Annotated in this window: 24 protein-coding genes and 1 pseudogene; 12 read left to right on the top strand and 13 right to left on the bottom strand. The window is 70.6% G+C overall.

Translation table 11 applies throughout. The features are described 5' to 3' along the window. The first annotated feature begins 53 nt into the window (after positions 1–53). Positions 54–1,232 carry an acyl-CoA dehydrogenase family protein gene (locus tag CW359_RS02985; protein ID WP_105968084.1) on the top strand — a complete coding sequence of 393 codons (1,179 nt, stop codon included), beginning with the start codon at positions 54–56 and terminating at the stop codon, positions 1,230–1,232. A gap of 38 nt (positions 1,233–1,270) precedes the next feature. Here CW359_RS02985 and CW359_RS02980 read toward each other — a convergent pair whose 3' ends face one another. The 3 genes and pseudogenes from CW359_RS02980 to CW359_RS02970 form a co-directional block, all read right to left on the bottom strand. After that, positions 1,271–1,693 (bottom strand): TetR/AcrR family transcriptional regulator, encoded by a 423-nt coding sequence (locus tag CW359_RS02980; protein ID WP_232838183.1) that lies wholly within the window; start codon positions 1,691–1,693, stop codon positions 1,271–1,273. Between the two features lie 390 nt (positions 1,694–2,083). Then, a pseudogene (locus tag CW359_RS02975) lies at positions 2,084–2,650 on the bottom strand (TetR family transcriptional regulator); the annotation flags it as partial. Positions 2,651–2,796: 146 nt separating this feature from the next. Further along, the gene (locus CW359_RS02970; protein ID WP_105968081.1) at positions 2,797–3,492 is read right to left on the bottom strand and encodes a haloacid dehalogenase type II; all 696 of its coding nucleotides are present in this window, start codon (positions 3,490–3,492) and stop codon (positions 2,797–2,799) included. A 218-nt stretch (positions 3,493–3,710) separates the two neighbouring features. On the opposite strand from CW359_RS02970, the gene CW359_RS02965 reads away from it, so the two are divergent. Next, positions 3,711–4,577 carry an alpha/beta fold hydrolase gene (locus CW359_RS02965; protein ID WP_105968222.1) on the top strand — a complete coding sequence of 289 codons (867 nt, stop codon included), beginning with the start codon at positions 3,711–3,713 and terminating at the stop codon, positions 4,575–4,577. Positions 4,578–4,723: 146 nt separating this feature from the next. On the opposite strand, the gene CW359_RS02960 is transcribed toward CW359_RS02965, so the two are convergent. Together CW359_RS02960 and CW359_RS02955 are read right to left on the bottom strand one after the other, a co-directional pair. After that, complete coding sequence (locus CW359_RS02960) at positions 4,724–5,296, bottom strand: TetR/AcrR family transcriptional regulator (RefSeq protein ID WP_105968080.1); 573 nt, start codon at positions 5,294–5,296, stop codon at positions 4,724–4,726. Positions 5,297–5,458: 162 nt separating this feature from the next. Then, complete coding sequence (locus CW359_RS02955) at positions 5,459–5,926, bottom strand: winged helix-turn-helix transcriptional regulator (RefSeq protein WP_105968079.1); 468 nt, start codon at positions 5,924–5,926, stop codon at positions 5,459–5,461. 92 nt (positions 5,927–6,018) lie between these two features. Here CW359_RS02955 and CW359_RS02950 point away from each other — a divergent pair, with 92 nt between their 5' ends. After that, positions 6,019–6,519, top strand: coding sequence for a PaaI family thioesterase (locus tag CW359_RS02950; RefSeq protein ID WP_105968078.1), 501 nt, complete (start codon positions 6,019–6,021; stop codon positions 6,517–6,519). Between the two features lie 135 nt (positions 6,520–6,654). Here CW359_RS02950 and CW359_RS02945 read toward each other — a convergent pair whose 3' ends face one another. The 4 genes from CW359_RS02945 to CW359_RS02930 all read right to left on the bottom strand — a co-directional run bounded on the left by CW359_RS02945 (position 6,655) and on the right by CW359_RS02930 (position 11,270). Beyond that, positions 6,655–7,716 (bottom strand): alkene reductase, encoded by a 1,062-nt coding sequence (locus CW359_RS02945; protein WP_105968077.1) that lies wholly within the window; start codon positions 7,714–7,716, stop codon positions 6,655–6,657. A gap of 157 nt (positions 7,717–7,873) precedes the next feature. Then, positions 7,874–9,787, bottom strand: a complete 1,914-nt coding sequence (locus tag CW359_RS02940) for a propionyl-CoA synthetase (RefSeq protein WP_105968076.1) — start codon at positions 9,785–9,787, stop codon at positions 7,874–7,876. A gap of 197 nt (positions 9,788–9,984) precedes the next feature. Then, positions 9,985–10,896, bottom strand: a complete 912-nt coding sequence (locus CW359_RS02935) for an alpha/beta hydrolase (RefSeq protein WP_105968221.1) — start codon at positions 10,894–10,896, stop codon at positions 9,985–9,987. A gap of 146 nt (positions 10,897–11,042) precedes the next feature. Then, positions 11,043–11,270 (bottom strand): hypothetical protein, encoded by a 228-nt coding sequence (locus tag CW359_RS02930; RefSeq protein WP_105968075.1) that lies wholly within the window; start codon positions 11,268–11,270, stop codon positions 11,043–11,045. On the opposite strand from CW359_RS02930, the gene CW359_RS45105 reads away from it, so the two are divergent. Both CW359_RS45105 and CW359_RS02925 read left to right on the top strand, forming a co-directional pair. Continuing rightward, a complete protein-coding gene (locus CW359_RS45105) occupies positions 11,250–11,408 on the top strand; it encodes a hypothetical protein (protein WP_157968469.1) in 159 nt (52 codons plus the stop codon). The two genes, CW359_RS02930 and CW359_RS45105, sit on opposite strands and share 21 nt — an antisense overlap. A gap of 56 nt (positions 11,409–11,464) precedes the next feature. Continuing rightward, positions 11,465–12,490 carry an enoyl-CoA hydratase/isomerase family protein gene (locus tag CW359_RS02925; protein WP_105968074.1) on the top strand — a complete coding sequence of 342 codons (1,026 nt, stop codon included), beginning with the start codon at positions 11,465–11,467 and terminating at the stop codon, positions 12,488–12,490. A gap of 25 nt (positions 12,491–12,515) precedes the next feature. Here the strand turns inward: CW359_RS02925 and CW359_RS02920 are convergent, their stop codons facing one another. Further along, positions 12,516–13,529 (bottom strand): NADP-dependent oxidoreductase, encoded by a 1,014-nt coding sequence (locus tag CW359_RS02920; protein ID WP_105968073.1) that lies wholly within the window; start codon positions 13,527–13,529, stop codon positions 12,516–12,518. Between the two features lie 106 nt (positions 13,530–13,635). On the opposite strand from CW359_RS02920, the gene CW359_RS02915 reads away from it, so the two are divergent. From CW359_RS02915 to CW359_RS45725, 3 genes are all read left to right on the top strand, one after another. Further along, complete coding sequence (locus CW359_RS02915) at positions 13,636–14,145, top strand: winged helix-turn-helix transcriptional regulator (RefSeq protein WP_232838182.1); 510 nt, start codon at positions 13,636–13,638, stop codon at positions 14,143–14,145. 78 nt (positions 14,146–14,223) lie between these two features. After that, positions 14,224–15,096 (top strand): alpha/beta fold hydrolase, encoded by an 873-nt coding sequence (locus tag CW359_RS02910; RefSeq protein ID WP_105968072.1) that lies wholly within the window; start codon positions 14,224–14,226, stop codon positions 15,094–15,096. A gap of 258 nt (positions 15,097–15,354) precedes the next feature. Continuing rightward, complete coding sequence (locus tag CW359_RS45725) at positions 15,355–15,723, top strand: LLM class oxidoreductase (protein WP_198655045.1); 369 nt, start codon at positions 15,355–15,357, stop codon at positions 15,721–15,723. A gap of 553 nt (positions 15,724–16,276) precedes the next feature. On the opposite strand, the gene CW359_RS02900 is transcribed toward CW359_RS45725, so the two are convergent. After that, positions 16,277–16,918, bottom strand: a complete 642-nt coding sequence (locus CW359_RS02900) for a TetR/AcrR family transcriptional regulator (RefSeq protein ID WP_157968468.1) — start codon at positions 16,916–16,918, stop codon at positions 16,277–16,279. Between the two features lie 245 nt (positions 16,919–17,163). Here CW359_RS02900 and lpdA point away from each other — a divergent pair, with 245 nt between their 5' ends. Then, positions 17,164–18,576, top strand: coding sequence for a dihydrolipoyl dehydrogenase (lpdA, locus tag CW359_RS02895; RefSeq protein WP_105968070.1), 1,413 nt, complete (start codon positions 17,164–17,166; stop codon positions 18,574–18,576). On the opposite strand, the gene CW359_RS02890 is transcribed toward lpdA, so the two are convergent. Beyond that, complete coding sequence (locus CW359_RS02890) at positions 18,566–19,162, bottom strand: TetR/AcrR family transcriptional regulator (RefSeq protein ID WP_105968069.1); 597 nt, start codon at positions 19,160–19,162, stop codon at positions 18,566–18,568. The genes lpdA and CW359_RS02890 overlap by 11 nt on opposite strands. 130 nt (positions 19,163–19,292) lie before the next feature. Between CW359_RS02890 and CW359_RS02885 the strand changes: the two genes are divergently transcribed. From CW359_RS02885 to CW359_RS02875, 3 genes are all read left to right on the top strand, one after another. After that, on the top strand, positions 19,293–20,228 hold the full coding sequence (locus tag CW359_RS02885; protein WP_232838181.1) for an oxygenase MpaB family protein: 936 nt from the start codon (positions 19,293–19,295) through the stop codon (positions 20,226–20,228). Then, the gene (locus tag CW359_RS02880) at positions 20,210–22,444 is read left to right on the top strand and encodes a serine/threonine-protein kinase (protein WP_105968067.1); all 2,235 of its coding nucleotides are present in this window, start codon (positions 20,210–20,212) and stop codon (positions 22,442–22,444) included. Before CW359_RS02885 ends, CW359_RS02880 begins: the two co-directional genes overlap by 19 nt. Before the next feature lie 154 nt (positions 22,445–22,598). Then, entirely contained in the window at positions 22,599–24,176 is a 1,578-nt protein-coding gene (locus CW359_RS02875; protein ID WP_105968066.1) for a phytoene desaturase family protein, read from the top strand. Between the two features lie 32 nt (positions 24,177–24,208). Here CW359_RS02875 and CW359_RS02870 read toward each other — a convergent pair whose 3' ends face one another. After that, complete coding sequence (locus CW359_RS02870; RefSeq protein ID WP_105968065.1) at positions 24,209–25,990, bottom strand: serine hydrolase domain-containing protein; 1,782 nt, start codon at positions 25,988–25,990, stop codon at positions 24,209–24,211. Between the last annotated feature and the right edge of the window lie 36 nt (positions 25,991–26,026).

Raw genomic sequence — 26,026 nt, 5'->3', positions numbered from 1 at the left:
GTTCTACCGTGTGCGCCGACAGGTCCGGCCCAGGGGAGCCAGCAGGAGGCGCCGTGCATCTCGAATACACGCCCGAGCAGCAGCGGCTGCGCACCGAACTGCGCGCCTACTTCGCGGAGTTGGTGCCGGACCGCGCCTACTCGCGGTTCGGCGAACCGGCCACCCAGAAACGCTTCTACCGCCAGACCATCCGCCGCCTCGGCAGCGACCGCTGGCTCGGCGTCGGCTGGCCGAAGGAGTACGGGGGCCGCGGGCTCACCCCGATGGAACAGTTCATCTTCTTCGACGAGGCCGCCCAGGCCGGCGTACCGCTGCCGCTCATGGCCCTCAACACCGTCGGTCCGACGATCATGAAGTACGGCAGCGACGAGCAGAAGTCGTACTTCCTGCCGAAGATCCTCGCGGGCGAGATCGACTTCGCGATTGGCTACAGCGAGCCGGAGGCGGGCACCGATCTGGCCGCTCTGAAGACGCGTGCGGTGCGGGAGGGTGACGAGTACGTCGTCAACGGCCAGAAGATCTGGACGACGAACGGCGACACCGCGGACTGGGTGTGGCTGGCCGTCCGTACGGACCCGGAGGCACCGCCGCACAAGGGCATCACCATGCTCCTGATGCCGACCACGGACCCCGGCTACTCCTGCACCCTCATCCGCACCCTCGCCTCGCACGACACCACCGCCAGTTACTACGAGAACGTCCGCGTCCCCGTCGCCCACCGCGTCGGCGAGGAGAACCAGGGCTGGCGACTGATCACCAACCAGCTCAACCACGAGCGCGTCACCCTCGCCGCCCACGGCACGATGGCCATCCGCTCGCTGCACGACGTACAGCGCTGGGCGATGGAGACCAAGCTCGCCGACGGCCGCCGCGTCGTCGACCTGCCCTGGGTCCGGCGTCGGCTGGCCCAGATCCACACCAAGCTCGACGCGATGAAACTCCTCAACTGGCAGATGGTGAACGCCGTCCAGGAAGGCACCCTCACCCCGCAGGACGCCTCCGCGGTCAAGGTGTACGGCTCCGAGGCCCGCCGCGAGGCCTACGCCTGGCTCCTGGAGATCGTCGCCGCCCCGGGCGCGCTGAAGGAGGGCTCGGCGGGCGAGATACTCCACGGCGAACTGGAACGCGGCTACCGCTCGGCGGTGATCTTCACCTTCGGGGGCGGCAACAACGAGATCCAGCGGGAGATCATCTCGTGGATCGGGCTGGGGATGCCCCGGGTGCGGCGCTAGTCGCTCAGCGCAGTGCTCATCAGGTCAGAGGCAGGCGCTCAGGCGCCGTCGATCGTGGTGAGGAAGTCGTGGAAGGCCTGGTGTGTGCGGCGGATGTCGCCGGTCGCGTCCAGGTCCATGAGGAGGCCGCGGATCACGGCGAGTACGACGGTGGCCAGTTCGGGGCGCCCGAGGCTGCCCATGCCTGCCTCCAGGGGTGCGAGCCAGTCGGTGGTCGCCGTCCGCCGGAAGCCGGGCCAGAGGGGTTCTCCCGCGGTGTCGTGCAGTCGGCTGAATATCCGCAGGTAGGGCTCGCCCTCCGGGCCGGAGATCGCGGACCAGGCACGGGCCAGGGTGGTCGGGTAGGGCTCGTCGGGACGCAGGCTGATCAGGTCGGTGAAGGCCTTGAGCTGACGCTGTCTGGCCTGGCCGAGGATCTCGCGGAGCAGCGCGTCACGGGTGCCGAAGTGGTAGATCAGCATCCGGCTGGAGGTGCCCGCGGCCCTGGCCAGCGGTTCCAGCCGGTCGGGGAGCCCGTGTTCGAGCGAGTGGTCGGTGCACGCGACGAGCAGCCGCTCCCGGATCTACTCGTGACGGACTCGGCCGACCGGCAGGGCGGTGTTCCGTCAGGTCATCGTGACGACGACCTTCCCGGTCTTGGTACGCCCCGCCTCCGCGTACTCGGGCTCTCGTCGTCGTCTCCGCATCTCGGGCCCGAGATTTATTAGATTACGGCCATAGGATTAAGTGGCGTGCCCGGGAGCCGCAAGTCGAGCCTGGGGTGCGTGTCCGGTGCGGGAGTCGGGTCGGACGGCCGCCCGGGAGTGCCCCTGCCCCTGTCCCCGCCCCAGCTCCTGTCCCTGCCCGATGCCGAGCAGGGTGAAGGCGTTGTCGATGCCCTGTTTGAGCAGCTCGTCGGCGAGTTGCCGGTCGGCGAGGGCGCGGGAGAGCTGGAGGGTGCCGGCCATCATGGCGTAGGCGCTGAGCGCCTTGGTGCGGGCCGAGATCGGATCGTCGGGGGCCAGGCGGGCGGCGATGCCGTCGATGACCATCAGCACGCCGTCCGTGTAAGCCCGCCTGGTCGGATCGGCGCAGCGCCGGATCTCGTCGAGCAGGGCGGCGGAGGGGCAGCCCTCGTCGGAGCTGTCGCGGTGCCAGGCCGACAGATACCACCGCACGATCTGCTCCAGGCCGGCCCGGCCAGGCGCGGCCTGGGTGACGATGTTCGCGTTCTGTGTCCGCAGCTGGTCGGCGACCGTGGTGGCCACCAGGTCGTCCTTCGAAGTGAAGTGGGTGTAGAAGGCGCCGTTGGTCAGCCCGGCGTCCTTCATGAGGGCCGAGATGCCCGAGCCGTCGATGCCGTCCCGCTTGAACCGGCGCCCGGCCGCCGCGACGATCCGCTGTCTGGTCGCCTGCTTGTGCTCTTTCCCGTACCGCATGGGCGCTCCTTCGTGCTCGGATGGGGTCGCTCGCTCCGCGTGGGGCTCCCCTCGACTTATTGTATTGCGAACGTAATGTAATTGACGTGGGTGTGCCCGTCGGATCACTGCGAGCCGCTCGCCGAAGCCGCCGCCGTAGGTGAGCCTCAGGCGCCGAAGTGCTCCGCCAGCTCCGTCAGCGAGTCCACCGAGACATCGGCCTCCGGGTCGCTGCTCGGCGGCGGGACGGCGGCCTGCGGGCCGAACTCCAGCGGGCGGTGCACGTAGGCGGTGCGCAGACCGCACGCCCGGGCGGCGGCGAGGTCGTCGACGTGGGCGGCGACCATCGTGACCTGCTCCGGCTGGAGTCCGAGCAGTCGTGCGGCGCCCAGGTAGGCCTCGGGGTCGCCCTTGTAGTGCCCGAAGAGTTCGGCGGACAGGACGGTGTCCCAGGGCAGTCCGGCGTGCTTGGCCATGTTCACGAGCAGCGCGACGTGGCCGTTGGACAGCGAGGCGATGACGAACCGCTTCTTCAACCGCTCCAGCCCGGCGACCGAGTCCGGCCAGGGGTCGAGCCGGTGCCAGGCGTGCACGAGTTCGGCCCGTACGGTCTCGGGCGCATCCGGCACGCCGAACTCGACCAGTAGCTCGTCGAGTGACGCCCTGTGCAGGTCGTCGAGGTTGGTCCAGGGCAGTTCGCCACGCCGTACCCGGTCCATCGACGGGAGATACCGGCCCCGCCAGACGTCTGCGAACGCCTCGGCGTCCACCTCGGGCATCAGCCGTCGGATGTCGCGCACGACGCCCGAACGCCAGTCCACGACCGTGCCGAACACATCGAATACGAGCGCTTGAGTGGTCATCTGATGATCGTAATCTCTAGGTCTTGTCGACCGTCAAGTGGAACCCGCGCGACCCCCGGCGGCTTGCGGACTCATTAAAGTATGGTCATAATCTAATAGTCGACGAGAAGCCGGGGAACTCAACCGCTCAGGGTTCCTGCTCCCTCGGTCTCCGATCGTCGACCCCGCCGGCCGCACCCGCGGCCGGGAAGCGCATCCCCACGCCGAAGGGCATGACCATGAGTGACTCCCAGGACGTACGAGGCGACATCGTGACGTCGTACAAGAACGCGCAGACCCGTTCCGTCACCGCCGGGGGAGTGACCTTCTCCTACCGCGAACTGGGCCCCCGGTCCGGTGTCCCGGTGGTCTTCCTCAACCACCTCTACGGGGTCCTCGACAACTGGGACCCCCGGGTCGTCGACGGCTTCGCCGCCAAGCGCCGGGTCATCACCTTCGACAACAGAGGCGTCGGTACGTCCACCGGCTCGACCCCGCGCACCATCCAGGAGATGGCCAGGGACGCCGTCACCTTCATCCGGGCGCTGGGCCTGGAGCAGGTCGACATCCACGGCTTCTCGATGGGCGGCATGATCGCCCAGGTGATCGTGCGGACCGACCCGCAGCTCGTCCGCAAGCTGATCCTCACCGGCACCGGTCCCGCCGGCGGCGACGGCATCAAGAACGTGACGGTGCTGTCCCATCTCGACACCGCCCGCGCCCTGCTCACCTTCCAGGACCCGAAGCAGTTCCTCTTCTTCACCCGTACCGCGGGCGGTCGTAAGGCCGGCAAGGAGTTCCTGGGGCGACTGAAGGAGCGCACCGCCGACCGCGACAAGGCGATGTCCCCGATCTCGTACAACAACCAGCTCAAGGCCATCCACCGCTGGGGTCTGGAGAAGCCCCAGGACCTCTCCGGCATCACCCAGCCCGTGCTCGTCGCGAACGGTGACAGCGACCGGATGGTGCCGTCGAAGAACTCGGCCGACCTCGCGCGCCGGCTGCCGAACGCCGAGCTGGTGATCTACCCCGACGCCGGGCACGGCGGCATCTTCCAGTTCCACCAGCAGTTCGTCGAGACGGCCGTCGAGTTCCTGGAGCGGTAGGCGGGGGGACGGCGGACGGGGACGGTGGCAGGCGTGAAGCACCGTCACTTTTCAACCCTGGGCGCCGAGAGCCCGAGAGCCCGAGAGCCCCGAGGTCGAGAGGCTTGGGCGCCGAGGATGTCGCACCCCTCCTGCGCGGCACCGCCTCACCCCATGAGCGCGAGCGCGTTCTCGATCCCCCGCTCCAACACCTCGTCGGAGAACTTCCCGTCCGCCAGCGCCCGGGACAGCTGCAACGTCCCCACCAGCATGGTGAACAGCCCGATGGCCGTGCCGCGCGCCGACTTCGGATCCTCGGGTGCCAGCCGGGCGGCGATCTCCGCAACGATGTCCCGCGCACCGTCGGTGTAGGCCTGCTTGGTGCCGGCCTCGCAGCGGCCGACCTCGTCGAGCAGGGCGGCGGAGGGGCAGCCGAGGCCGGGGTGGTCGCGGTGCTCGGGGGAGAGGTACTCGCGGATCAGGTCTTCGAGACCCGGCCGACCGGGCCGCAGGGTGCCGTACCTCGCGACCTGGGTACGCAGTTCCTCGGCCACGACATGGGCGACGAGGTCGTCCTTGGAGGTGAAGTGGGCGTAGAAGGCGCCGTTGGTGAGCCCCGCGTCCGACATCAGCGTGGAGATGCCCGAGCCGTCGATGCCGTCCTGCTTGAAGCGCTGACCGGCCTTCTCGATGATGCGCTGCCGCGTCACCTGCTTGTGCTCCTTGGCGTAACGCACCACGAGCTTTCTCCATTCGCTCAGTCAGAGGGGCAGACCCTTGCCGAACCCAAGGGTAATCCATGGCCTGACGCATGTAATATTACGGTCGATATGTAATGTCGACCGATACTGGCCGCCGACTCGCGGCATGTGGCCAGCGGCTGGCGGCCGGCGGTGTTCGGCTCACGCCATGGGGCGGGCGCCGGGGCCCAGCCGCGCGGTTACCTCCGCGGGTGTGAGGGCCGAGTGCCCCCCGGAGCACTCGACGACGACCCGGACCGGCGCGTCGCAGTCGGTGTGCCGGATGTCCAGGACCGGGCCCTCCGCGCCGAGGGCGTGCTTCTCGCCCCACTGGCTCAGGGCCATCAGTACGGGCCACAGGTCCCAGCCCTTACGGGTCAGCCGGTACTCGTTGCGGGCGCGGCTGCCCGGCTCCCGGTACGGGACGGTCCTGAGGACGCCGGCCGAGATCAGCTTCCGTAGGCGGTCGCTGAGGACGGCCTCCGACAGGCCGATATGGCGGTGGAAGTCGTCGAAGCGGCGGACTCCGTTGACGGCGTCCCGCAGGATCAACAGCGTCCATTTCTCCCCGACCACGTCGAGCGTGCGCTGGACGGGGCAGTTCTCCGTGCTCGCCTCAAGCCACTCCATGCCGCCATCGTAAGGGGCTGGCTTCGTCGTTGACAGTCAGCTGCGCGGGCAGCTAGCTTCGTTTGTAAAAGTCAGACGGAAGGTGCTCGGTCGTGGGACGGACGCGTACATATCAATGGGAAGATCCCGCGATCCTGGCGGAGGCCGCCGGGCGTATGGCCGGTATCGACTTCCTGCGCGAACTGCAGCAGGGACGGATGCCAGGGCCGCCCATCAACTACTCCATCGACTTCACCCTCGACGAGGTGGAACCCGGCCGGGCGGTCTTCTCCCTGCTGCCGGGTGAGGAGCACTACAACCCGATCGGCAGCGTGCACGGCGGCATCTTCGCCACCCTGCTCGACTCGGCGGCCGGATGCGCCGTCCAGTCCACCCTCCCGCAGGGCATGGCGTATACGTCGCTCGACCTGACGGTGAAGTTCCTGCGGCGGATCACCGTGGACACGGGCCGGGTGCGCGCGATCGGCACGATCATCAACAAGGGCCGCCAAACCGCCCTCGCCCAGGCCCAGTTGGTCGACGGGACGGACCGGCTGCTCGCGCACGCCACCAGCAGTTGCATGCTCTTCCCGGTGCCTCCCGCCCGGGGCTGACCCGAGCGCGACAACCAGTGCGGCGTACGGCGGTTGGGTGACCGATGACTTCTCGGGTCACCCAACCGCCGTACGCCGCACTCGTGTTGGGGCGCCCGAGGGCGGGGGTCCCTCGGGCGCCGGTCTGTGTGGGCGTCAGGCGCTGTACGTCGGGTAGTCGGTGTAGCCGGCCGCTCCGCCGCCGTAGAAGGTGGCGGGGTCGGGGTTGTTGAGGGGTGCGCCGGTGCGCAGGCGGGCGACGAGGTCCGGGTTGGCGAGCGCCAGGGTGCCGACGGTGACGACATCGGCCACGCCGTCCTCGACGTCCTTGGCGCGGTCGGTGATGTCGGCGCCGGCCCGGTTGAGGACCAGCGTGGTCGGCCACAGCTTGCGGAGGGTGTGCAGGAGGTCTTCGTCGCCGCCGTGAGCGATGTGCAGGTAGGCCAGGTTGAGGGGCGCGAGGGCGTTTACGAGCGCCGGGTACAGCTCGTGGGTGTCGCTCTCGGCGATGTCGTTGAAGAGGTTGGCGGGGGAGATGCGGATGCCGGTGCGGCTTGCGCCGATCTCGTCGGCCACCGCCGTGGCCACCTCCACCGCGAAGCGGATCCGGTTCTCGACGGAACCGCCGTAGACGTCGGTGCGCTGGTTGGTGTTCGTGGAGAGGAACTGGTGCACGAGATAGCCGTTGGCGCCGTGGATCTCGACGCCGTCGGCGCCGGCCTCGATGGCGGCAGCGGCGGCACGCCGGAAGTCCTCGACCGTAGCGGAGACCTCCTCGGTGGACAGCGCGCGCGGTACCGGCATCTCCTGCAGCCCGGTCGGGGTGAAGGTCTCACCGGCCGGCTTTATCGCGGAGGGGGCCACCGGCTGCCGGTGGTGCGGGGTGCTGTCCGGGTGGGCGATGCGTCCGGCGTGCATGAGCTGGATGACGATGCGTCCGTCGGCCTTGTGCACGGCGTCGGTGACCTTGCGCCAGCCGGCGATGTGCTCGTCGGTGTAGATGCCGGGGGTCACCGGGTAGCCCTGGCCGTCGGCGGAGGGCTGGGTGCCCTCGGTGATGATCAGCGCGTGCGAGGCGCGCTGGGCGTAGTACTCGGCGTTCAACTCGGTCGGCACGCCGTCCGGGGTGGCGCGGTTGCGGGTCAGCGGGGCCATGGCCAGCCGGTGCGGCAGTGCGATCTCTCCGACGGTGGCCGGGTTCCACAGGGCGTTGAGCATGGGGGAGTCCTTGGGTTATGGGTGGTTGTTCGCAAAGGGGCGGGCATTCCGCTATTGAAGTATGAACATAATATCATGCGGTCTGGTGGCTGCCGTGGGAGAGAGAACTCCCTGCGGAAGCGCCCGGCGCGGCCCGCTCAGGCTCCGGTGCGGCCGTTCACGCGGTGGTGTCGGAGGCGGAGTCGGTGGCGGTGTCCGTCCGGCGGAGAACCGGACGCAGGGCCTCGATGACCCCGGCGTCGTCCACGGTGGAGGGGATCGGCTCGTCGTGGCCGTCCGCGATGCCGCGCATCGTCTTGCGCAGGATCTTCCCCGAGCGTGTCTTGGGCAGCGCGGCCACCACCGCCACGTCCTTGAGGGAGGCGACGGCGCCGATCCGGTCGCGTACGAGCTGGACGAGTTCCGCCTCGACCTCGCCGGGGTCGCGGTCGGCGCCTGCCTTGAGGACGACGAAGCCGCGTGGCACCTGTCCCTTCAGGGCGTCGGCGACGCCGATGACCGCGCATTCGGCGACATCGGGATGGGCGGCCAGCGACTCCTCCATGCTGCCGGTGGACAACCGGTGCCCGGCGACGTTGATGACGTCGTCGGTGCGGCCCATGACGAAGACATAGCCGTCGGCGTCGATGTGGCCGCTGTCGCCGGTGAGGTAGTAGCCGGGGTAGGCGGAGAGGTAGGAGGCGATGTACCGGTCGTCGTCCTGCCAGAGCGTGGGGAGCGCGCCGGGCGGCAGGGGCAGCCGCACGACGATCGCGCCGTCGGTACCGGCGGGGACCGGCTCGCCCGAGGCGTCCAGGACGCGGACGTCCCAGCCGGGCAGCGGACGGGTGGGGGAGCCCGGCTTGACGGGTGCGGCCTCGATGCCCACCGGGTTGGCGACGATGGGCCAGCCGGTCTCGGTCTGCCACCAGTGGTCGATCACCGGGATGCCCAGCAGCTCGCTCGCCCAGTGATACGTCTCGGGGTCGAGACGCTCACCCGCCAGGAAGAGATGGCGCAGACCGGTCAGGTCGTGGTCGGCGGTGAGGGTCCCCCGGGGGTCCTCTTTACGGATCGCCCGGAAGGCGGTGGGCGCCGTGAACATGGTCCGCACCCGGTGCTCGGCGGCGACCCGCCAGAACTGGCCCGCGTCCGGCGTACCGACCGGCTTGCCCTCGTAAAGGACCGTCGTCGCACCGGCCAGCAGCGGCCCGTAGACGATGTACGAATGCCCCACGACCCAGCCCACATCGGAACCGGTGAACATCGTCTCGCCCGGACCCACGTCGTAGACGGCCCCCATCGACCAGTGCAGCGCGACCGCGTAACCGCCGCAGTCGCGCACAACTCCCTTGGGTTTCCCGGTCGTTCCGGACGTGTAGAGGATGTAGAGGGGATCGGTGGCGGCGACGGGAACGCAGTCGGCCGGGGCCGAGGCGGCGACCAGTTCGGCCCAGTCGAGATCGTCGGGACCCAACTCGGCCTGCTCCTGCGGGCGTTGCAGGATCACGCTCTTCTCCGGCTTGTGGACGGCGAGTTGGATCGCCCGGTCGAGCAGCGGCTTGTACGCGATGACGCGCTTGCCCTCGATGCCGCAGGACGCGGAGACGACCACCTTGGGGGCCGCGTCGTCGATGCGCAGGGCGAGTTCGCGCGGGGCGAAGCCGCCGAAGACGACCGAGTGGACCGCGCCGAGACGCGCGCAGGCCAGCATGGCGATCACGGCCTCGGGGACCATCGGCATGTAGACGACCACACGGTCCCCGTGCCCCACCCCGAGCCGCGCGAGCGCTCCCGCGAACACCGCGACCTCGTCCCGGAGTTGGGCGTAGGTGTAGGTGCGGCGAGCGCCGGTGACGGGCGAGTCGTACACGAGCGCGGCCTGTTCGCCGCGGCCGGCCTCGACATGGCGGTCGAGCGCGTTGAAGCAGACGTTGAGCCGCCCGTCGGGGAACCAGCGGTGGAAGGGCGCCCCCGAGGAGTCCAGGGCGCGGTGCGGAGCGACATCCCAGTCGATGCCCTCCGCCGCTTTGAGCCAGAACCCCTCCGGGTCCTCGGTACTGGCGCGGAAGACATCCTCGTACGTTCCCATCGCGCACTCCTTTGTGGCATCGAGGGGCGGGGCGTTGCGGCGTGCGGAAACGGTGCCGGACACAAGTACCGCACGCCCGGCGGCAGGGTCGAGCGGTGCGACCGAGCGGGATGCCGGGGATCGCTGCTCCGGTCACCGGCATCGCGGTGGTCCGACGGCCCGGGGGAGGGGACCCGGGGCCGGGCGCGGGCCTCTGTTCAGGCGCCGAGGTGCTTGCGCAGCCACTGGCCCATCTGCCCGATGGCCTCGTCGACCTCGGGGACGCGTCCCGCGCCCAGGACGAAGGAGTGCTGGCCCTCGGGGAGTGCACGGGTCTCGGTGGTGACCTTGGCGTCGGTGAGGCGCCGGCCCAGCTGGGCGCCGTCGTCGGCGAGGGTCTCGTAGGCGCCGTAGTAGACGATCGTGGGCGGCAGGCCGGTCAGGTCGGCGTTCGCGATGCTGATCTCGGGCGAGGCGAAGTCCACCGCCGGGTCCTGCAGCCAGGCGCCCCGGAAGAGCTCCAGGATGCCCCGGCTGAGCATCTTGTCGTTCTCCTCGTTCTCGTCGACCGCCGGGTTCTGGAGGGTGAGGTCCGTCCACGGCGAGACACTGACGATCGCGCCCGGGGTCGCCTCGCCCTTCGCCAGCAGGCGCAGCGGCAGCATCACCGCGAGGGTGCCGCCGATCGAGTGGCCGGTGCTGCCGATGTTCCGCGGCTCGTAGCCCTGCGAGAGCAGCCAGCGGTACGCGGTCTCGGCGTCGTCGAGCTGCGCCGGGTAGGGGTGCTCGGGCGCGAGGCGGAAGTCCACGACGAGCGAGCGGGCACCGGCGGCCTTCGCGATGTGGCCGGCGGCCTTGCGGTCCGAGTGCATGGAGGCGGTGACCGATCCGCCGAAGTGGAAGTGGAGCAGCGCCCGGTCGGGGTCGGCACCCTCGGGGATGGCCCACAGCGCGGGCACGCCGCCGGCGTCGACCTCGGCGTAGGTGACGCCTTCCGGTTCGGTCGAGGCCTTGTGGTTGGAGTCGACGATGTCGCGGACGATGCCCAGGTCCAGGCCCGGGGTCGCGGACTTAGCGCTCACGCTCGCGAGGAAGTCCGCGAACTCGTGTGCCTCTTTGCTTACTCCCATGGTGGTGCCCCTTCTCGGGATGGCCGCCACGCCCGTTCTCCGCGCGCGGCCGGATCGATGTGCTGGTCCTGACGCTACAAGCTGAGTATAGAAAAGTAAACTCAGATGGGTGTGAGTCACCCTGAACAACCCCCAGAGGCCGGAGGTCACTCCGGGAGCAGCTCCGCGGCCCGTTCGGCGACCTCGTGCCGCAGCGCGGTCCAGACGGTGCGTACGGCGGGGTGGGTCACGGCCTCGCGGCGGATGGCCAGGGCGATGGGGAGCCGGATGCCGAACTCCTCGGCGAGTGAGGTGCTCCTCGGAGGCGTGGGAAGCTCGTGGAGGCGCCCCGCGCCCTGTGCGAGGATCTTGAGGTGCCCACATCCCAGGCCCACGGCATCGACAAGGGCGAGTGGCTGCGCCTGACGCCCCTCATGGCGTTGCAGGCGCTCGCGTCCGGATCGCCCGCCAACAACCCCGTCGTACCCACCGCCGACGAGATCCAGGACCTTTACGCGCGGATCTACGCCTGACCCCCGATGTACGACGCCGACGCAGACGCCCGGCGAGCAAGGAGCCCTGACGCACGATGCCCACCCCTGGCGCCGCCGACACCGCTCCGGCCGACGTACTCACCGAGGTCCACCGGGGCGTCGGCCGGATCCTGCTGAACCGGCCCAAGGCGCTCAACGCCCTCACGACCGGCATGGTCGCCGCGATCGACAGCGCGCTCGCCGACTGGGAGGGCGGCCCGCCGACCGCCGTGGTGCTCGCGGGCGCCGGTGGGAAGGCGTTCTGCGCCGGCGGAGACATTCGTACGATCTGGGAGCACAGCCTCGCGGGGGACGCCGAGGCCAGTGAGCGGTTCTTCGCCTCCGAGTACCGGCTCAACGCCCGGATCGCCGGATATCCCGTGCCGTTCGTGTCGCTCGTCGACGGGGTGTGCATGGGCGGCGGGCTCGGGCTGTCCGTGCACGGCGGCTTCCGTGTCGTCAGCGAGCGCGCGGTGCTGGCGATGCCCGAGACCGGGATCGGGTTCTTCCCGGACATCGGGGCCAGTTACTTCCTGCCGAGGCTGCCCGGCGCGATCGGCATGTATCTCGGGCTGACCGGACACCGCCTCGACGCGGCCGACGCCCTGTACACCGGGCTGGCCACGCACTTCGTCCCCTCGGACCGGATCGACGCGGTCGCGGACGCCCTGGCCGACCACCCCGGCGACCCGGTGGACGTCGTACTCAACCGCCTCGCCGGACGGTCCCCGGTCGGGGAGAGCGGGCTCGCGGCGGTACGAGGGGAGGTGGACCGGGCGTTCAGCGCGCCGACCCTCGGCGGGATCGAGAAGCGCCTGCGCGGCCTCGACACACCCTGGGCCGCTTCGGCCCTGGCCGCACTTGAGGCCGCCTCGCCGCACAGCCTGGAGATCACGCACGCCCTGCTGAGCCGGGGCAGGCGGCGGACGCTGCGCGAGTGCCTCGACGCCGAACTGGCCCTGGCGCGCACGACGATCCGTACGCCGGACTTCCTGGAGGGCGTCCGCGCGGCCCTCGTGGACAAGGACCGCAACCCCGTCTGGGAGCGCGCGTCGGAAGGCGGGCGGATGCCGCCGGCCTGAGTGTTCCGGTGGCCCCGGCCCGGTGTCAGTCGCTCTCGCGTGCCATCGAGATGACGACCTTGCCGGCCTTGGTGCGGCCCTGCTCGACGTACTCCAGCGCTTCCAGCGTCCGGTCGAAGGGGAACGTCGTGTCGATGACCGGGCGGAGCTGGCCGCTGTCGTAGAGGGCGCCGAGCTTGCGCAGCTGGGAGCCGTTGGCCTCCATGAAGAAGAACTGGTAGCGCACGCCCAGGGCCTTGGCCCGCTTACGGATCTTGCGGCTTAGGGTGTTCATGACGAACCCGAGGAACGCGGGGGCGCCGAGCTGCTTGGCGAACCCGGCGTCCGGCGGGCCGACGACCCCGACGGCCAGGCCACCGGGCTTCAGCACGGTCAGCGACTTCTCCAGGTTCGCGCCGCCCACGGAGTCCAGCACGAGGTCGTAGCCGGACAGTACCTGGGAGAAGTCCTCCTTGGTGTAGTCGATCACGATGTCCGCGCCGAGGCTCCTGACCAGCTCCTCGGTGTCGGGGGAGGTGGTCGTCGCCACCTCGGCGCCCAGGTGCCTGGCGAGTTGGACGACCGTCGACCCGAGGCCGCCCGCACCGGCGTGCACGAGGACCTTGTGGCCCGGCTTCACCTGGCCGCGCTCCACGAGGATCTGCCAGGCGGCCAGGGCCACCAGCGGGACCGCCGCCGCCTCGTCGAGGGTGAGCGAGGCCGGCTTGGGCGCGACGTCGTCCACGTCGATCGCGATGTACTCGGCGAAGCCGCCGATCCGCAGGTCGCGCGGCCGGGCGTAGACCTCGTCGCCGGCCTCGAAGCTGTGCACGGCGGAGCCCACGCGCGTGACGACACCCGCCACGTCGTGGCCGAGGACGAACGGGTGCTTGTACTTGAGGAGTTGCTTGAACTCCCCGTTGCGGACCATCTTGTCCAGCGGATTGATGCTGGCGGCGCTCACTCTGACCAGGACGTCGCGCTCCCCGACCGCGGGTTCGGCAACCTCCGCGGCGCGTGCGCCGTCCTTGCCGTACTTCTCGACGACGAATGCCCTCATGACGGCCGCCCTTTCTGTGTGGTCCTCATCGGGGGTCCAGGTGCTGGTGACGACGCTACTTGCTGAGTATGTGAAAGTAAACTCAGGAGAGGCTAGAATCACCCCCATGGACGCGAGGACCGAAGCTCAGCCGTACGCCGGCCTGGACCCCCGACTCGACCGGGACACGTCGAACTGTTCGATCGCCCGGACCCTTGAGATCGTGGGCGAGAAGTGGACGATCCTGATCCTGCGCGAGGTCTGGTACGGCTCCTCCCGCTTCGGCGACTTCGAGCGCGTCCTCGGCTGCCCCCGCAACCTTCTCTCTGCGCGGCTCAGGATGCTCGTCGAGGAGGGCATCCTGGCCACCGAGACCTACAAGGAACCGGGTTCCCGCAGCCGGCCGAAGTACGTCATCACGCCCAAGGGCATGGACCTGGTCCCGGCCGTGATGGGCCTCCTGCAGTGGGGCGACCGCTACCGCGCCGACCCGGAGGGCCCGGCCATGCTCACCCGGCACCGCGGCTGCGGCGCGCACGTCGACGCCCAGATCTACTGCGCGGACGGCCACGCCGTGGAGGCGGAGGACATCGAGAGCGTCCCCGGACCCGCGTTCCGGATGAAGCCCGCCGACTGAGCCTGCCGCGATCACGCCCGGGCGATCACGCCTTACGGCTCGGTCGTCCGGGCGCACTTGTACCGAGGAGGCCCATCCATGGAACAGCCCGCGGTGACCACCGGTGTGGCGCAGGTGGACGGCGTCCGCCTGCACTACCTGCGAGCGGGGTCCGGCCCCCTCCTCGTCCTGCTGCACGGCTGGCCGCAGACCTCCGACTGCTGGCGGCCGGTGCTCGCGGACCTCGCCGCCGACCACACCGTCGTGGCGCCCGACCTGCGCGGCTACGGACTGAGCGACAAGCCCACAACCGGCTACGACAAGCGGCGGATGGCCGCCGACATGGCAGGTCTCGTCGAGTCGCTCGGCTACGAGAAGGCCTCGGTCGTGGGCCACGACCGAGGCGCCCGCGTGGGCCACCGCTGGGGACTGGACCGCCCCGAGCAGGTGGAGCGGCTGGCCGTGCTCGACATCGTCCCCACCCGGGAGATGTTCCGCCGCCTGGACGCCACGCTCGCCTCCGGCTACTGGCACTGGATCTTCCAGATGCAGCCGGACCTCCCCGAGCGCCTGGTCGGCCACGACAAGCGCGGCTACCTCGAATACTTCTTCGAGAAATGGACGTACAACCGCCACGCCCTGACCCCTGAGGCGGTCGACGGCTATGTCCGCGCGTTCTCCCGCCCGGGCGCGATGCGCGCGAGCTTCGACGACTACCGGGCGATGGAGCAGGACGTCGCCCTGGACGACATAGACGCCACCGAGGGCCACCGCCTCACCATGCCGGTACTGGCACTGTGGGGCTCCGTGGGCCTGCCCTCCCGCCTGCCCACCCTGGAGATCTGGCGCGACTACGCCGACGACGTCACCGGCGCCGAGATCCCGGAGTGCGGCCACTTCATCCCGGAGGAGCAGCCGCAAGCGCTGCTGGCTCAGCTGCGGCCTTTCCTGGACGGTACGACAGGCCAGTGACCCGGTCGGCCGCGTGGCGTGCGGCGCGGGTGTGGGTGCGGACACGAGGAAGGGGCGGCCCAGCCGCAATCGGCCTGGCCGCCCCTTCGTGCGGGTCTCGGACCCCTTTCGTACGAACCCAGGGCCCCCTCGTGCAGGCCCAGGGCCTCCTCGTACGGGCCTCAGACCGCGACCGGGGTTCCGGCCGGCGTGTCGCCCGCTGCCGGGCTGTCGGCCTTCTGGCAATCGGTGACGGTTGCCCACACGAGGAGATGTGCGATGAGCAGCATCGATGGCCTGGATGGCCTGGATCTCGGGACGTTCGGGGTCTACACCTTCGACTTCGAGGTGCAGCCCGCAGCGCTGATCCGCGATTCCGCGCAGGAGTTGGAGGAGCTTGGGTGGGGAGCGTTGTGGGTGCCCGAACTGCTCGGGCGGGACGCGTTCACGCACGCCTGGTTTCTGCTCGCCGGCACCGAGCGGATGCCCATCGTCGACGGCATCGCGCAGATCCGGTCGCGCGGGCCCGGTGGGCGCGCGGCGCGGCCCTGCTGCTGGCCGACGCCTACCCCGACCGGCATGTGCTGGGGCTCGGCTTCGGCGGCGGACCGGGGACGGGCCCGGGGGGCAAGCCCCTGGCGGCCATGATCGCGTACCTGGACGAGATGGACGCGGTCGAGTCGCCCAACCCGCTGCCGAAGACCCCGATGCGCCGCATCATGGCCGCATACGGCCCGAAGATGCTGGAGCTGGCCCGCGCACGCACGTCGGGCGCGCAGACCTACCACGTCAACGTGGCCCACACCGCGCAGGCCCGCGAGATCCTCGGGCCGGACGCGTTCCTCGGCGTCGAGCACGCGGTGCTGTTCGAGTCGGATCCCGGCAAGGCCCGCGCCATCGCTCGCGAGCACCTGCACATCTATCTCAACTCCCCTTACAACGTCGCGAAGTTCCGCCGCCTCGGCTACTCGGAGGAGGAGATCTCCGGCGCCGGTGACCGTATCGTCGACGACCTCGTCTTCTGGGGCGACCTGGACACCATCGTCGAGAAGCTCCAGGTCCATGTCGGGGACGGCGCTGCCGTACTGGCGGATGCTCGGCGAGGCGCTCCTGCCCAGGGGTGCCGCCGCCTGATCCTTTCCCGTTCGTTCCTGGCCTCGTTGACGGAGTTGACGGAACGGGCGGATGGGGGAGGAGGCGGTCAGGCGTGGAGGTCGGGGGAGGTGCCGGCGGCGTCCGTGGTCAGGCCCGACATCAGCAGGGTGATCGCCCGGAAGGTCCGGGTCAGGGCCTCCTCGCGGTCCGGTGCGGCGGCGATGATCTGGTTGCCCTCGCACAGGCCGGCCAGCAGCAGGCGGGCGGCCGTGCCGAGAGGGACGTCCGGCTGCAGGTCGCCGCGTTCGGCCAGGACCGTCAGCAGCCGTTCGAGCGGTGGCTCGGCGACGGCGTCGTTGAGCTGCCGGTACTGCCCGGCCAGTACCGAGGGTGCCTGGACCATCAGCTCCCGGTGCAGGGGGTCGTCGATGGTCCGCCGCAGGAAGGCGTGCGTGAGGTCGGCGACAGCGGTCGTGGCAGGTCGGTCCGGTGCGGCGCGGATCGCCTCCGATGTCGCGTCGCCCAGTGCTCCGACCTGCTGGAGCAGCTCCGTGTACAGCTCGGCGAAGATCGCCTTCTTGTCCGGGAAGTGGTGGTAGAAGGTGCCCTTGCTCACCAGTGCCGCCCCGGTGATGGCCTCGACCGACGTCCGCGTGAACCCGTGGTCGACGAACAGCTTCCGCGCGGCCGTCACCAGGTCCGCCCGGGTCTGCTCCGCGTACAGCTGTCGTCGGTTTGGCCCTCGCATGCGCACATCGTATATTCGATGACCTGAGGTCAGTGAGTGACTGGAAGTCAACCCGTGGTGGGTCGTGACAGTGCGCAGCCGAGGCCGGAGTGCACGAAGTCGACGGAGTGTCGGCCCGCCGTCGATGATTGCCTCGCCCGCGCTGTCGAGTTGATGGCCAGGTCTTGGTCGATGACCACGTCGTTCGATCGGGAGCGAGCCGGCCCCTACCCGGAGCCGGCCGCCCCAGCGGAAAGGAACCGTCCATGGACGAGCAGGATGAGCGCTTCGACGTCGTCGTACTCGGCGCCGGTCCCGGTGGCTACGTCGCCGCCATCCGGGCCGCCCAGCTGGGCAAGCGCGTCGCCGTCGTCGAGGAGAAGTACTGGGGCGGCGTCTGCCTCAACGTGGGCTGCATCCCCACCAAGGCCCTGCTGCGCAACGCCGAGCTGGCGCATGTCTTCACGCGCGAGGCGAAGACCTTCGGCATCAAGGTCGACGGGGAGGTCTCCTTCGACTACGGGGAGGCCTTCCGCCGCAGCCGCAAGGTCGCCGACGGCCGGGTCAAGGGCGTCCACTTCCTGATGAAGAAGAACAAGATCACGGAGATCAGCGGTCGCGGCACCTTCGTCGACCCGCACACGCTCCAGGTGACCGGCTTCGACGGCGGCACCCGCACGATCGGCTTCGACCACTGCGTCATCGCCGCCGGGGCCACTCCCAAGCTGCTGCCCGGCACCAAGCGCAGCGCGCGCGTGGTGACGTTCGAGGAGCAGATCCTCGCCGAGGACCTGCCGGGGTCGATCGTGATCGCGGGCGCCGGTGCCATCGGGATCGAGTTCGCCTACGTCCTGCACAACTACGGCGTCAAGGTCACGATCGTCGAGTTCCTGGACCGCCTCGCCCCGCTGGAGGACGCCGAGGTCTCCGCCGAACTGGCCAAGCAGTACCGCAAGCTGGGCATCGACGTGCTCACCTCGACCCGGGTCGAGGCCATCGACGAGTCCGGTCCGCAGGTCCGGGTCACGGTCACCGGCAAGGACGGCGCCCAGCAGGTGCTGGAGGCCGACAAGGTGCTCCAGGCGATCGGCTTCGCCCCGAACGTGACCGGATACGGCCTGGAGAACACGGGCGTCAAGGTCACCGAGCGCGGCGCGATCGACGTCGACGGCCGCTGCCGTACGTCCGTGCCGCACATCTTCGCCATCGGCGACGTCACCGCCAAGCTGATGCTCGCGCACGCCGCCGAGGCCATGGGCGTGGTCGCCGCCGAGACGATCGGGGACGCGGAGACCATGGAGCTGGACTACGTGATGATCCCGCGGTCCACCTTCTGCCAGCCCCAGATCGCCAGCTTCGGCTACACCGAGGCCCAGGCCAGGGAGAAGGGGTTCGACGTCCGGGTGGCCAAGTTCCCGTTCACCGCGAACGCCAAGGCGCACGGCCTGGGCGACGCGACCGGCTTCGTGAAGCTGATCAGCGACGCAAAGTACGGCGAACTGCTCGGCGGCCACCTCATCGGCCCCGATGTCACCGAACTGCTCCCGGAACTGACCCTGGCCCAGAAGTGGGACCTCACCGTCCACGAGGTCGCCCGCAATGTGCACGCCCACCCCACCCTGGGCGAGGCCGTGCAGGAAGCCGTGCACGGCCTCGCGGGTCACATGATCAACATGTAGGCGACGGGGCCGGGCGCCGTACGGCGTCCATCAGTAGGTCGAACATACGGCCCAACTGGTCGCGCCCGCCGGCCAGTGAGGTCGTCGTGAACATCCCGACGAGGGTGACGACGATGTCCTCGGCGCGGACGTCGTCGCGCAGTGTCCCGGTGGCGGCTCCGGCGTCGAGGATGCCCTGCACGGCTGCGCGGAGCCGGTCCCGCGCCCGGGACACGGTCCCGATGTCGGACACCAGGACCGCGCGGAGGGCGTCCGTGGTCTCCCGCCGGGTGCTCGCGCAGTCGGCGAAGCGGTCCATCCAGCCGCGCAGGGCATCGTCCGGTCCCCGGGTGGCGAGGAGGGCCTCGGCGTCGGCGCACAGCTGGGCCAGCTCCTGCTGGTAGATGGCCTCGACGAGCGCCTCACGGGTGGGGAAGTGCCGGTAGAGCGTGGCGATGCCCACGCCCGTCTCCTGCGCGATCCGCTTCAGCGACACCGGCTCCTCGGACGCGAACGCGACGCGGGCGGCGTCGAGCAGCCGGGTGCGGTTGCGGGCGGCGTCCGCGCGGACCGGTTTCACGGCCTTGGGTGTGTCGTGGTTCGACATGATCCGGAGGGACCTCCGCCTCGCTGAACGGTGGAGGGTGCCGACGGGGACACCGCCCTCGCCGTGGGAACGGGCAGCGGGTCGGTACCGGACCCTGGTGCCGGCCGGGAAGCCCGGTCACACTGATCGGGTGGACGGCAGTGGCGCGGGTGACCCAGGGCTGTTCGGTCCGGAGTCCGTGACCTGGCAGCTCCACAGCGACCCCATGATGTGGGTCGCCGGAGTCCGCGCGCTCTACCTCCAGGCGCTGCACCCGCGCGCGGTGCGCGGAGTGATGCAGAACTCCGACTTCCGGAAGGACGCCTGGGGCCGGCTGATGAGCATCGCCCACTTCGTCGCCACCACGACCTACGGAACCACGGAGGCGGCCGAGCGGGCGGGCGCCCGGGTGCGGAAGATCCACCGCATGCTGTCCGCCGTCGACCCGGACACCGGGGAGCGGTACCCCGTCGACGAACCCGGGCTGCTGCTGTGGGTGCACTGCGCCGAGATCGACTCCTATCTGCACATCCATCGCCGCTCCGGATACCCGCTCACCGACGCCCACGCCGACCGGTACATCCGCGAACACCTGGTCAGCGCCCGGCTCGTGGGTCTCGACCCCGAAGCCGTGCCCGCCGACCGGGCCGAACTGGCCGCCTACTTCGAGCAGGTCCGGCCCGAGCTGGCCGCCGGAGCCGACGCACACGAGGTGGACGACTTCCTGCTCCGTCCACCGACGCACCCGCTTCTCGTCCCGGCGCGCGAGGTGCTGTGGCGGCGCGTGGCGCATCTGGCGTACGCCTCTCTGCCGCCGTACGCCCACGAGTTGTACGGCCGGGCCGCACCCGAACCGGCCACCGTCACCCGGCAGTTGCGTGCCACGGGCACCCTGCTGCGCCGTGTTCCCGCACGTCTTCGCTGGCAACTCCCGCCCAAACACATCCTGCGGGCCGTGTCACGGCTCGGACCCGGCTCGCGCCCCGCGCCGTACAAACTCGGGGGACACCTCGCCATACTGGACAGGCCAGGGGAGGGCGGACAGGAGACCGGGGGCGGCAGCGGGACATGGCGGAGACCAGACTGATCCAGGGCCGGTACCGGCTGCTCGATCCGATCGGGCGCGGCGGCATGGGGGAAGTGTGGCGTGCCCGCGACGAGTCGCTCGGGCGGCAGGTCGCGGTGAAGTGCCTGAAACCGCTCGGGCCGCACCACGACCAGTCCTTCACCCGGGTCCTGCGGGAACGCTTCAGGCGCGAGGCCCGGGTGGCCGCCGCGCTGCAGCACCGCGGGGTGACCGTCGTCCATGACTTCGGTGAGTCCGACGGGGTGCTCTACCTCGTCATGGAGCTGCTGGACGGGCGCAATCTGAGCCAGCTCCTGGAGGACAACAAGCAGCACCCGCTGCCCGTCCCGGTCGTCGTCGACATCGCCGACCAGGTCGCCGCCGCCCTCGCCTACACCCACCAACAGGGCATCGTCCACCGTGACTTGAAGCCCGCGAACATCATGCGGCTGACCGACGGCACGGTGAAGATCTGCGACTTCGGCATAGCGCGACTGGGCCACGACATCGGCTTCACCTCCCGGCTCACCGGCACCGGGATCGCGATGGGCACCCCGCACTACATGTCGCCGGAACAGATCAGCGGCGGCGAGGTCGACCAGCGCAGCGATCTGTACTCCTTCGGCTGTGTGCTCTACGAACTGGCCACCGGGGTGCCGCCGTTCGACCTCGACGACGCCTGGGCGGTGCTCGTCGGACACCGCGACACCCCGCCGGAGCCGCCGCGCAGCCACCGCGCCGAGGTGCCCGAGTTCCTGGAGCGGGTCATCCTCGCTCTCCTCGCCAAGCTCCCCGACGAACGCCCGCGCGACGCACGGGAGTTGGCCCGCCGGATCAGCGCGGGCCGGGCCACCCCGCTGTACGTGCCGACCCTCGTCACCCCGCAGCCCCAGTTCCGGCCGCCCGAACCCGCCGCCCGTGAACCCCGGTTGCCGTCCTGGACCCGGGGCATGACCACCGGCCACAAGGCGACCGGCGCCGGGACGGCCGTCACACCCCCCGACCCGGCGGCCGGCCTCACCGGCGACTGGATCGCCCGCCCGGCCACCGGCCGACCCGAGGCCCCGGTTCCCCAACTGCCGCCCGCTCCCTCGCCCCAGACGCTCAACGCGCTCGCCGGACGCCACAACGCCGGCCTCAGCCTCGGGCGCCTCGGCCGCTGGGCGGAGGCCGGTGAGGTGCACCGCGCGGTCGCCGCCGAACGCGAGCACGCGCTGGGCCCCGCCCACCCCGACACCCTCGCCAGCCGCTACGAGGTCGGCTTCACCCTCAGTCGCACCGGCCGCGCCGCCGACGCCCTGCGCGAATACACGCACGTGGCCCGCGAGCGGGAGCGGATTCTCGGTGCCGAGCATCCGGACACCCTGGCCGCCCGCCAGGAAATGGCGTACGTCCTGGGGCAGTTGGGCCGCCACTTCGAGGCCCACCAGACCTACACCACCGTCCTGGCCGCCCGCGAGCGCACGATGGGCACCGACCATCCCGACACCCTGCGCTGCCGCCACAACCTCGCCTTCAACCTGAGCAGACTGGGACGCCTGGAGGACTCGTACCGCATGGCCTGCGAGGTGGCCACGGCCCGCGCCCGCGTCCTCGGTGCCGCCCACCCGGACACCCTGGTCACCCGGTACGAAGTCGCCTACGCGCTGGGTCAGTTGGGCCGCTGGCCGGAGGCCCTGGCGACCTACCAGGAGGTCGCCGAAGCGCGCGCCCAGGCCCTCGGACCCGACCACCCCGACACCCTCGCCGCCCGCTACGAGGTCGGCATCAGCCTCGGCAGGCTCGGCCGCAGCGCGGAGGCCCTCAAGCTGTACCGCGCCCTGGTCGACGACCGCAGCCGCGTCAACGGCCCCGCCCATCCCGAGACCCTGCGCGCCCGGCACGGCCTCGGCGTCAACCTCGGCCGACTCGACCGCTGGGAGGAGGCGCTCGCCGAGTCGCGCGACGTGTGCGCGATCCGGGAGCGGGTGCTGGGTGCTGATCATCCGGACACGCTGGTCAGTCGGCGTGAGGTGGCTGTGGGCCTTGGGTGGCTCGGCCGCTGGGCCGACGCGCTGACCGAGTACCGGCGGGTCGCCACGTCCCGTGAACAGGTGCTGGGTGCTGATCATCCCGACACGCTCGCCAGTCGCAATGACGAGGCGCACTGTCTGGAGCAGTTGGGGCGGGGGGTGGAGGCGGTGGAGTTGTATCGGAGGGTGGCTGTGTTGCGGCAGCAGCGGGCCTCCGGCCATTGAGGGGTGTGGGCCTGGTGTTGTCGGTTCGCTGCGGCGCCTTCGTGGCTGGTCGCGCAGTTCCCCGCGCCCCTTGGGGGCGCCCCTGAGGGGGTCCGGAAAGGCACTCGGCCCTGCAGCCCTGGCCGGGGTGGATCATCACGTGTTACCAAGGACCATGCCCGCACATGAGCGCCCCGACCTCCGCGACCGGTACGACACGGTGATCGTCGGTGGTGGTCACAACGGACTGGTCGCCGCCGCCTATCTCGCCCGCGCCGGGAAGTCCGTGCTGGTCCTGGAGCGGCTGGCCGGTACCGGTGGTGCCGCCGTGTCGACGCGGCCGTTCGCCGGGATCGACGCCAGGCTCTCGCGCTACTCCTACCTGGTCAGCCTGCTGCCCCGGAAGATCGTGCGCGATCTCGACCTGGACTTCCGCGTGCGCGGGCGCACCGTCTCCTCGTACACCCCCGTCGAACGGGACGGCCGGCCCACCGGACTCCTCGTCGGCGGCGGCGAACTCCGTACCCGCGAAGCCTTCGCGCGGCTCACCGGAGGGGAACGCGAGTACGAGTCCTGGCAGCGTTTCTACGCCATGACCGGCCGCGTCGCCGAAAGGGTGTTCCCCACCCTCACCGAGCCCCTGCCCGCCCGCGACGAACTCCGCCGCCGTGTCGACGACGAGGACGCCTGGCGCACCCTCTTCGAGGAGCCGATCGGTATCGCCGTCGAGGCCGACTTCGCCGACGACCTCGTGCGCGGTGTCGTCCTCACCGACGCGCTGATCGGCACCTTCGCCGACGCCCACGACCCCTCCCTCCGGCAGAACCGCTGCTTCCTCTACCACGTCATCGGCGGCGGCACCGGCGCCTGGGACGTCCCCGTCGGCGGCATGGGCGCCCTCACCGACGCCCTGGCCGGCGCCGCCCGGAACGCGGGCGCCGTCCTCGCCACCGGCCACGAGGTCGTACGGGTGGACACGGACGGCCGCGCCGCCGAGGTCACCTACCGGACGGCCGACGGGGAGGGCACGGTCGCCGCCCGGCACATCCTCGTCAACGCCTCGCCGCAGGAGCTGGCCGCGCTGACCGGCGACGCGCCCCCGAGCCCCGCCGAGGGCGCCCAGCTCAAGGTCAACATGCTGCTCACCCGGCTGCCCCGGCTCAAGGACACGTCCGTCGACCCGCGCGAGGCGTTCGCCGGGACCTTCCACATCGCCGAGGGGTACGAGCAACTGGCCGCCGCCCACGCCCAGGCGACCGCCGGTGAACTGCCCGCCGCGCCCCCGTCGGAGATCTACTGCCACTCGCTCACCGACCCGACCATCCTCGGCCCCGACCTCGTCGAGCAGGGGTACCAGACCCTCACCCTGTTCGGCCTGCACACCCCCGCACGTCTGTTCGCCCGCGACCACGACGCCGTACGCGACGAGCTGCTGAAGTCGACCCTCGCCCAGCTCGACGCCCACCTCGCCGAACCCCTCGCGGACTGCCTCGCCACCGACGCCGACGGCCGCCCCTGCATCGAGGCGAAGACCCCTCTCGACCTGGAACGCGACCTGCGCCTGCCCGGCGGCAACATCTTCCACCGCGACCTGACCTGGCCTTACGCGGAGGAGGGCAGCGGACGGTGGGGCGTGGAGACCCGGCACGCGAATGTCCTGCTGTGCGGGGCGGGCGCGGTGCGCGGGGGCGGGGTGAGCGGGGTCCCCGGGCACAACGCCGCCATGGCCGTGCTGGAGGCGGAGCAGGGCTGAGGGCAGGGGCAGGGGGAAGAGCGGGTGCGGGGTCAGTCCTTGCTCGCCGTCCAGCCCACTGCCTCGATTCGGGACGCGTCCGCCGGGCGCGTCTCGTCGAAGATGGTGCCGTTCTCGCCGCGTACGGTCAGGGCGTCGACGTACGCTCCCCGGCCGACGTACAGCCGGTCGGTCGCGTACCGCCAGCGCAGGATCAGGGCGGGGGCGGCGGGCAGGTCGGCCGAAGCGCGGTGCCAGACGCGGCCCGACCAGCCGGTGACCGTACCCGCCGGATGCTCCTGCGGGGCTTCGTCACCGCGCGCCGTCGTGAAGGGCACCGGCTGCCAGGTCATGCCGCCGTCGGTCGAGGACTCCAGGAACAGAGCGTCCGACTGCGGCTCGGTGTCCCACCAAAGGGCGCAGCGCAGGCGGGAGTTGGTTGTCGTGGCCAGGAGCGGGAGGGTGAGCGTCGCCGTCGTCGCGTTCGCCGTGCCGGAGAACCAGGCCGTACGGCCGTGTCGCGGGCGGACCGGTACCGCGCGGGCCAGGTTGTTCGCGGCGGCCACCCGGGGCGCGGAACCGGAACGCCAACCGCGCACCGGATGCACGGAGTTGCCGAGCACGACGAGGAAGGAGTCGGTCGACGGGTCGAGGACCAGGGAGGTACCGGTGAAGCCGGTGTGCCCTGCGGTGCGGGGTGTGGCCATCGCGCCCATGTACCAGTGCTGGTACAGCTCGAAGCCGAGGCCGTGCTCGTCGCCGGGGAACGCCGTGTTGAAGTCGGTGAACATCAGCTCGACCGAGGCGGGCGACAGGATGCGCGCCCTGCCGTACGCGCCGCCGTTGAGCAGCGTACGGCCGAGCACGGCCAGGTCCCAGGCCGACGAGAAGACACCGGCATGGCCCGCGACTCCGCCGAGGCTGAACGCGTTCTCGTCGTGCACCTCGCCCCACACCAGGCCCCGGTTCAGCCCCGACCAGGGCGTACGGGCGTCCTCGGTCGCGGCGATCGTCGGCTTCCAGGAGGCGGGCGGGTTGTAGCGCGTGCGGTGCATACCGAGCGGAGCGGTGATCTCGTCGTGGAGCAGTGTGTCCAGCGGGGTGGAGGTGATCTTCTCCAGGACCAGTTGCAGCGAGATCAGATTCAGGTCCGAGTAGAGGTATTTGGTTCCCGGCGGGTTCAGCGGCGCCTGGTTCCAGATGAGTTCGAGCTTCTGCTCGTACGTCGGCGCGTTGTACAGCGGGATCCAGGCGCGGAAACCCGAGGTGTGCGTGAGCAGTTGACGGATCGTCATGTCCTGCTTGCCCGCCCGCGCGAACTCCGGCAGATACGCGGCGACCTTCCCCTCCAACTCCAGCGCGCCCCGCTCCAGTTGCTGCACGGCCAGGATCGACGTGAACAGCTTGGAGACCGAGGCGAGGTCGAACACCGTGTCCTCGGTCATCGGGATCTGTTCGGCGGCCGGGAACTCGACCCCGGTGTCCGTCTTCTCGTCGTACGCCGCATAGCGCACCGCCATGCCGATCGGCTGATGCAGCGCCACCGTGCCGCCCCGCCCGGCGAGCAGCACCGCGCCCGCGTACCAGGGGTGGTCGGGGGAGGGGCCGAGGAACGCCTCGGCGTCCGTGACCAGTTGGCGCAGGTGTCGGGGGAGGAGGCCCGCCCGCTCCGGTGAGCCCGGGCGGAGGGTCGGGTGGCGGCCGGTCGTTCTGGGGGTGGCTTCGGCGGGGCCCGCCGGGAAGGCGGCGAAGGTCAGCGCGCTGCCCAGTGCCAGGGTGCGTCCGGCGAGCTGACGACGCGTCATGCCAGGTCCGTGCGCTGCGTCTGCTGTCATGCGGGGAGCCTCCCACAACCAGGAATCTGACGGTGT

It is taken from the genome of Streptomyces geranii (assembly GCF_002954775.1).
GTDB classification, from domain to species: Bacteria; Actinomycetota; Actinomycetes; order Streptomycetales; family Streptomycetaceae; genus Streptomyces; species Streptomyces geranii.
The sequence above is the reverse complement of the archived record's forward strand: the minus strand, read 5'-3'. Positions and strand labels throughout refer to the sequence as shown.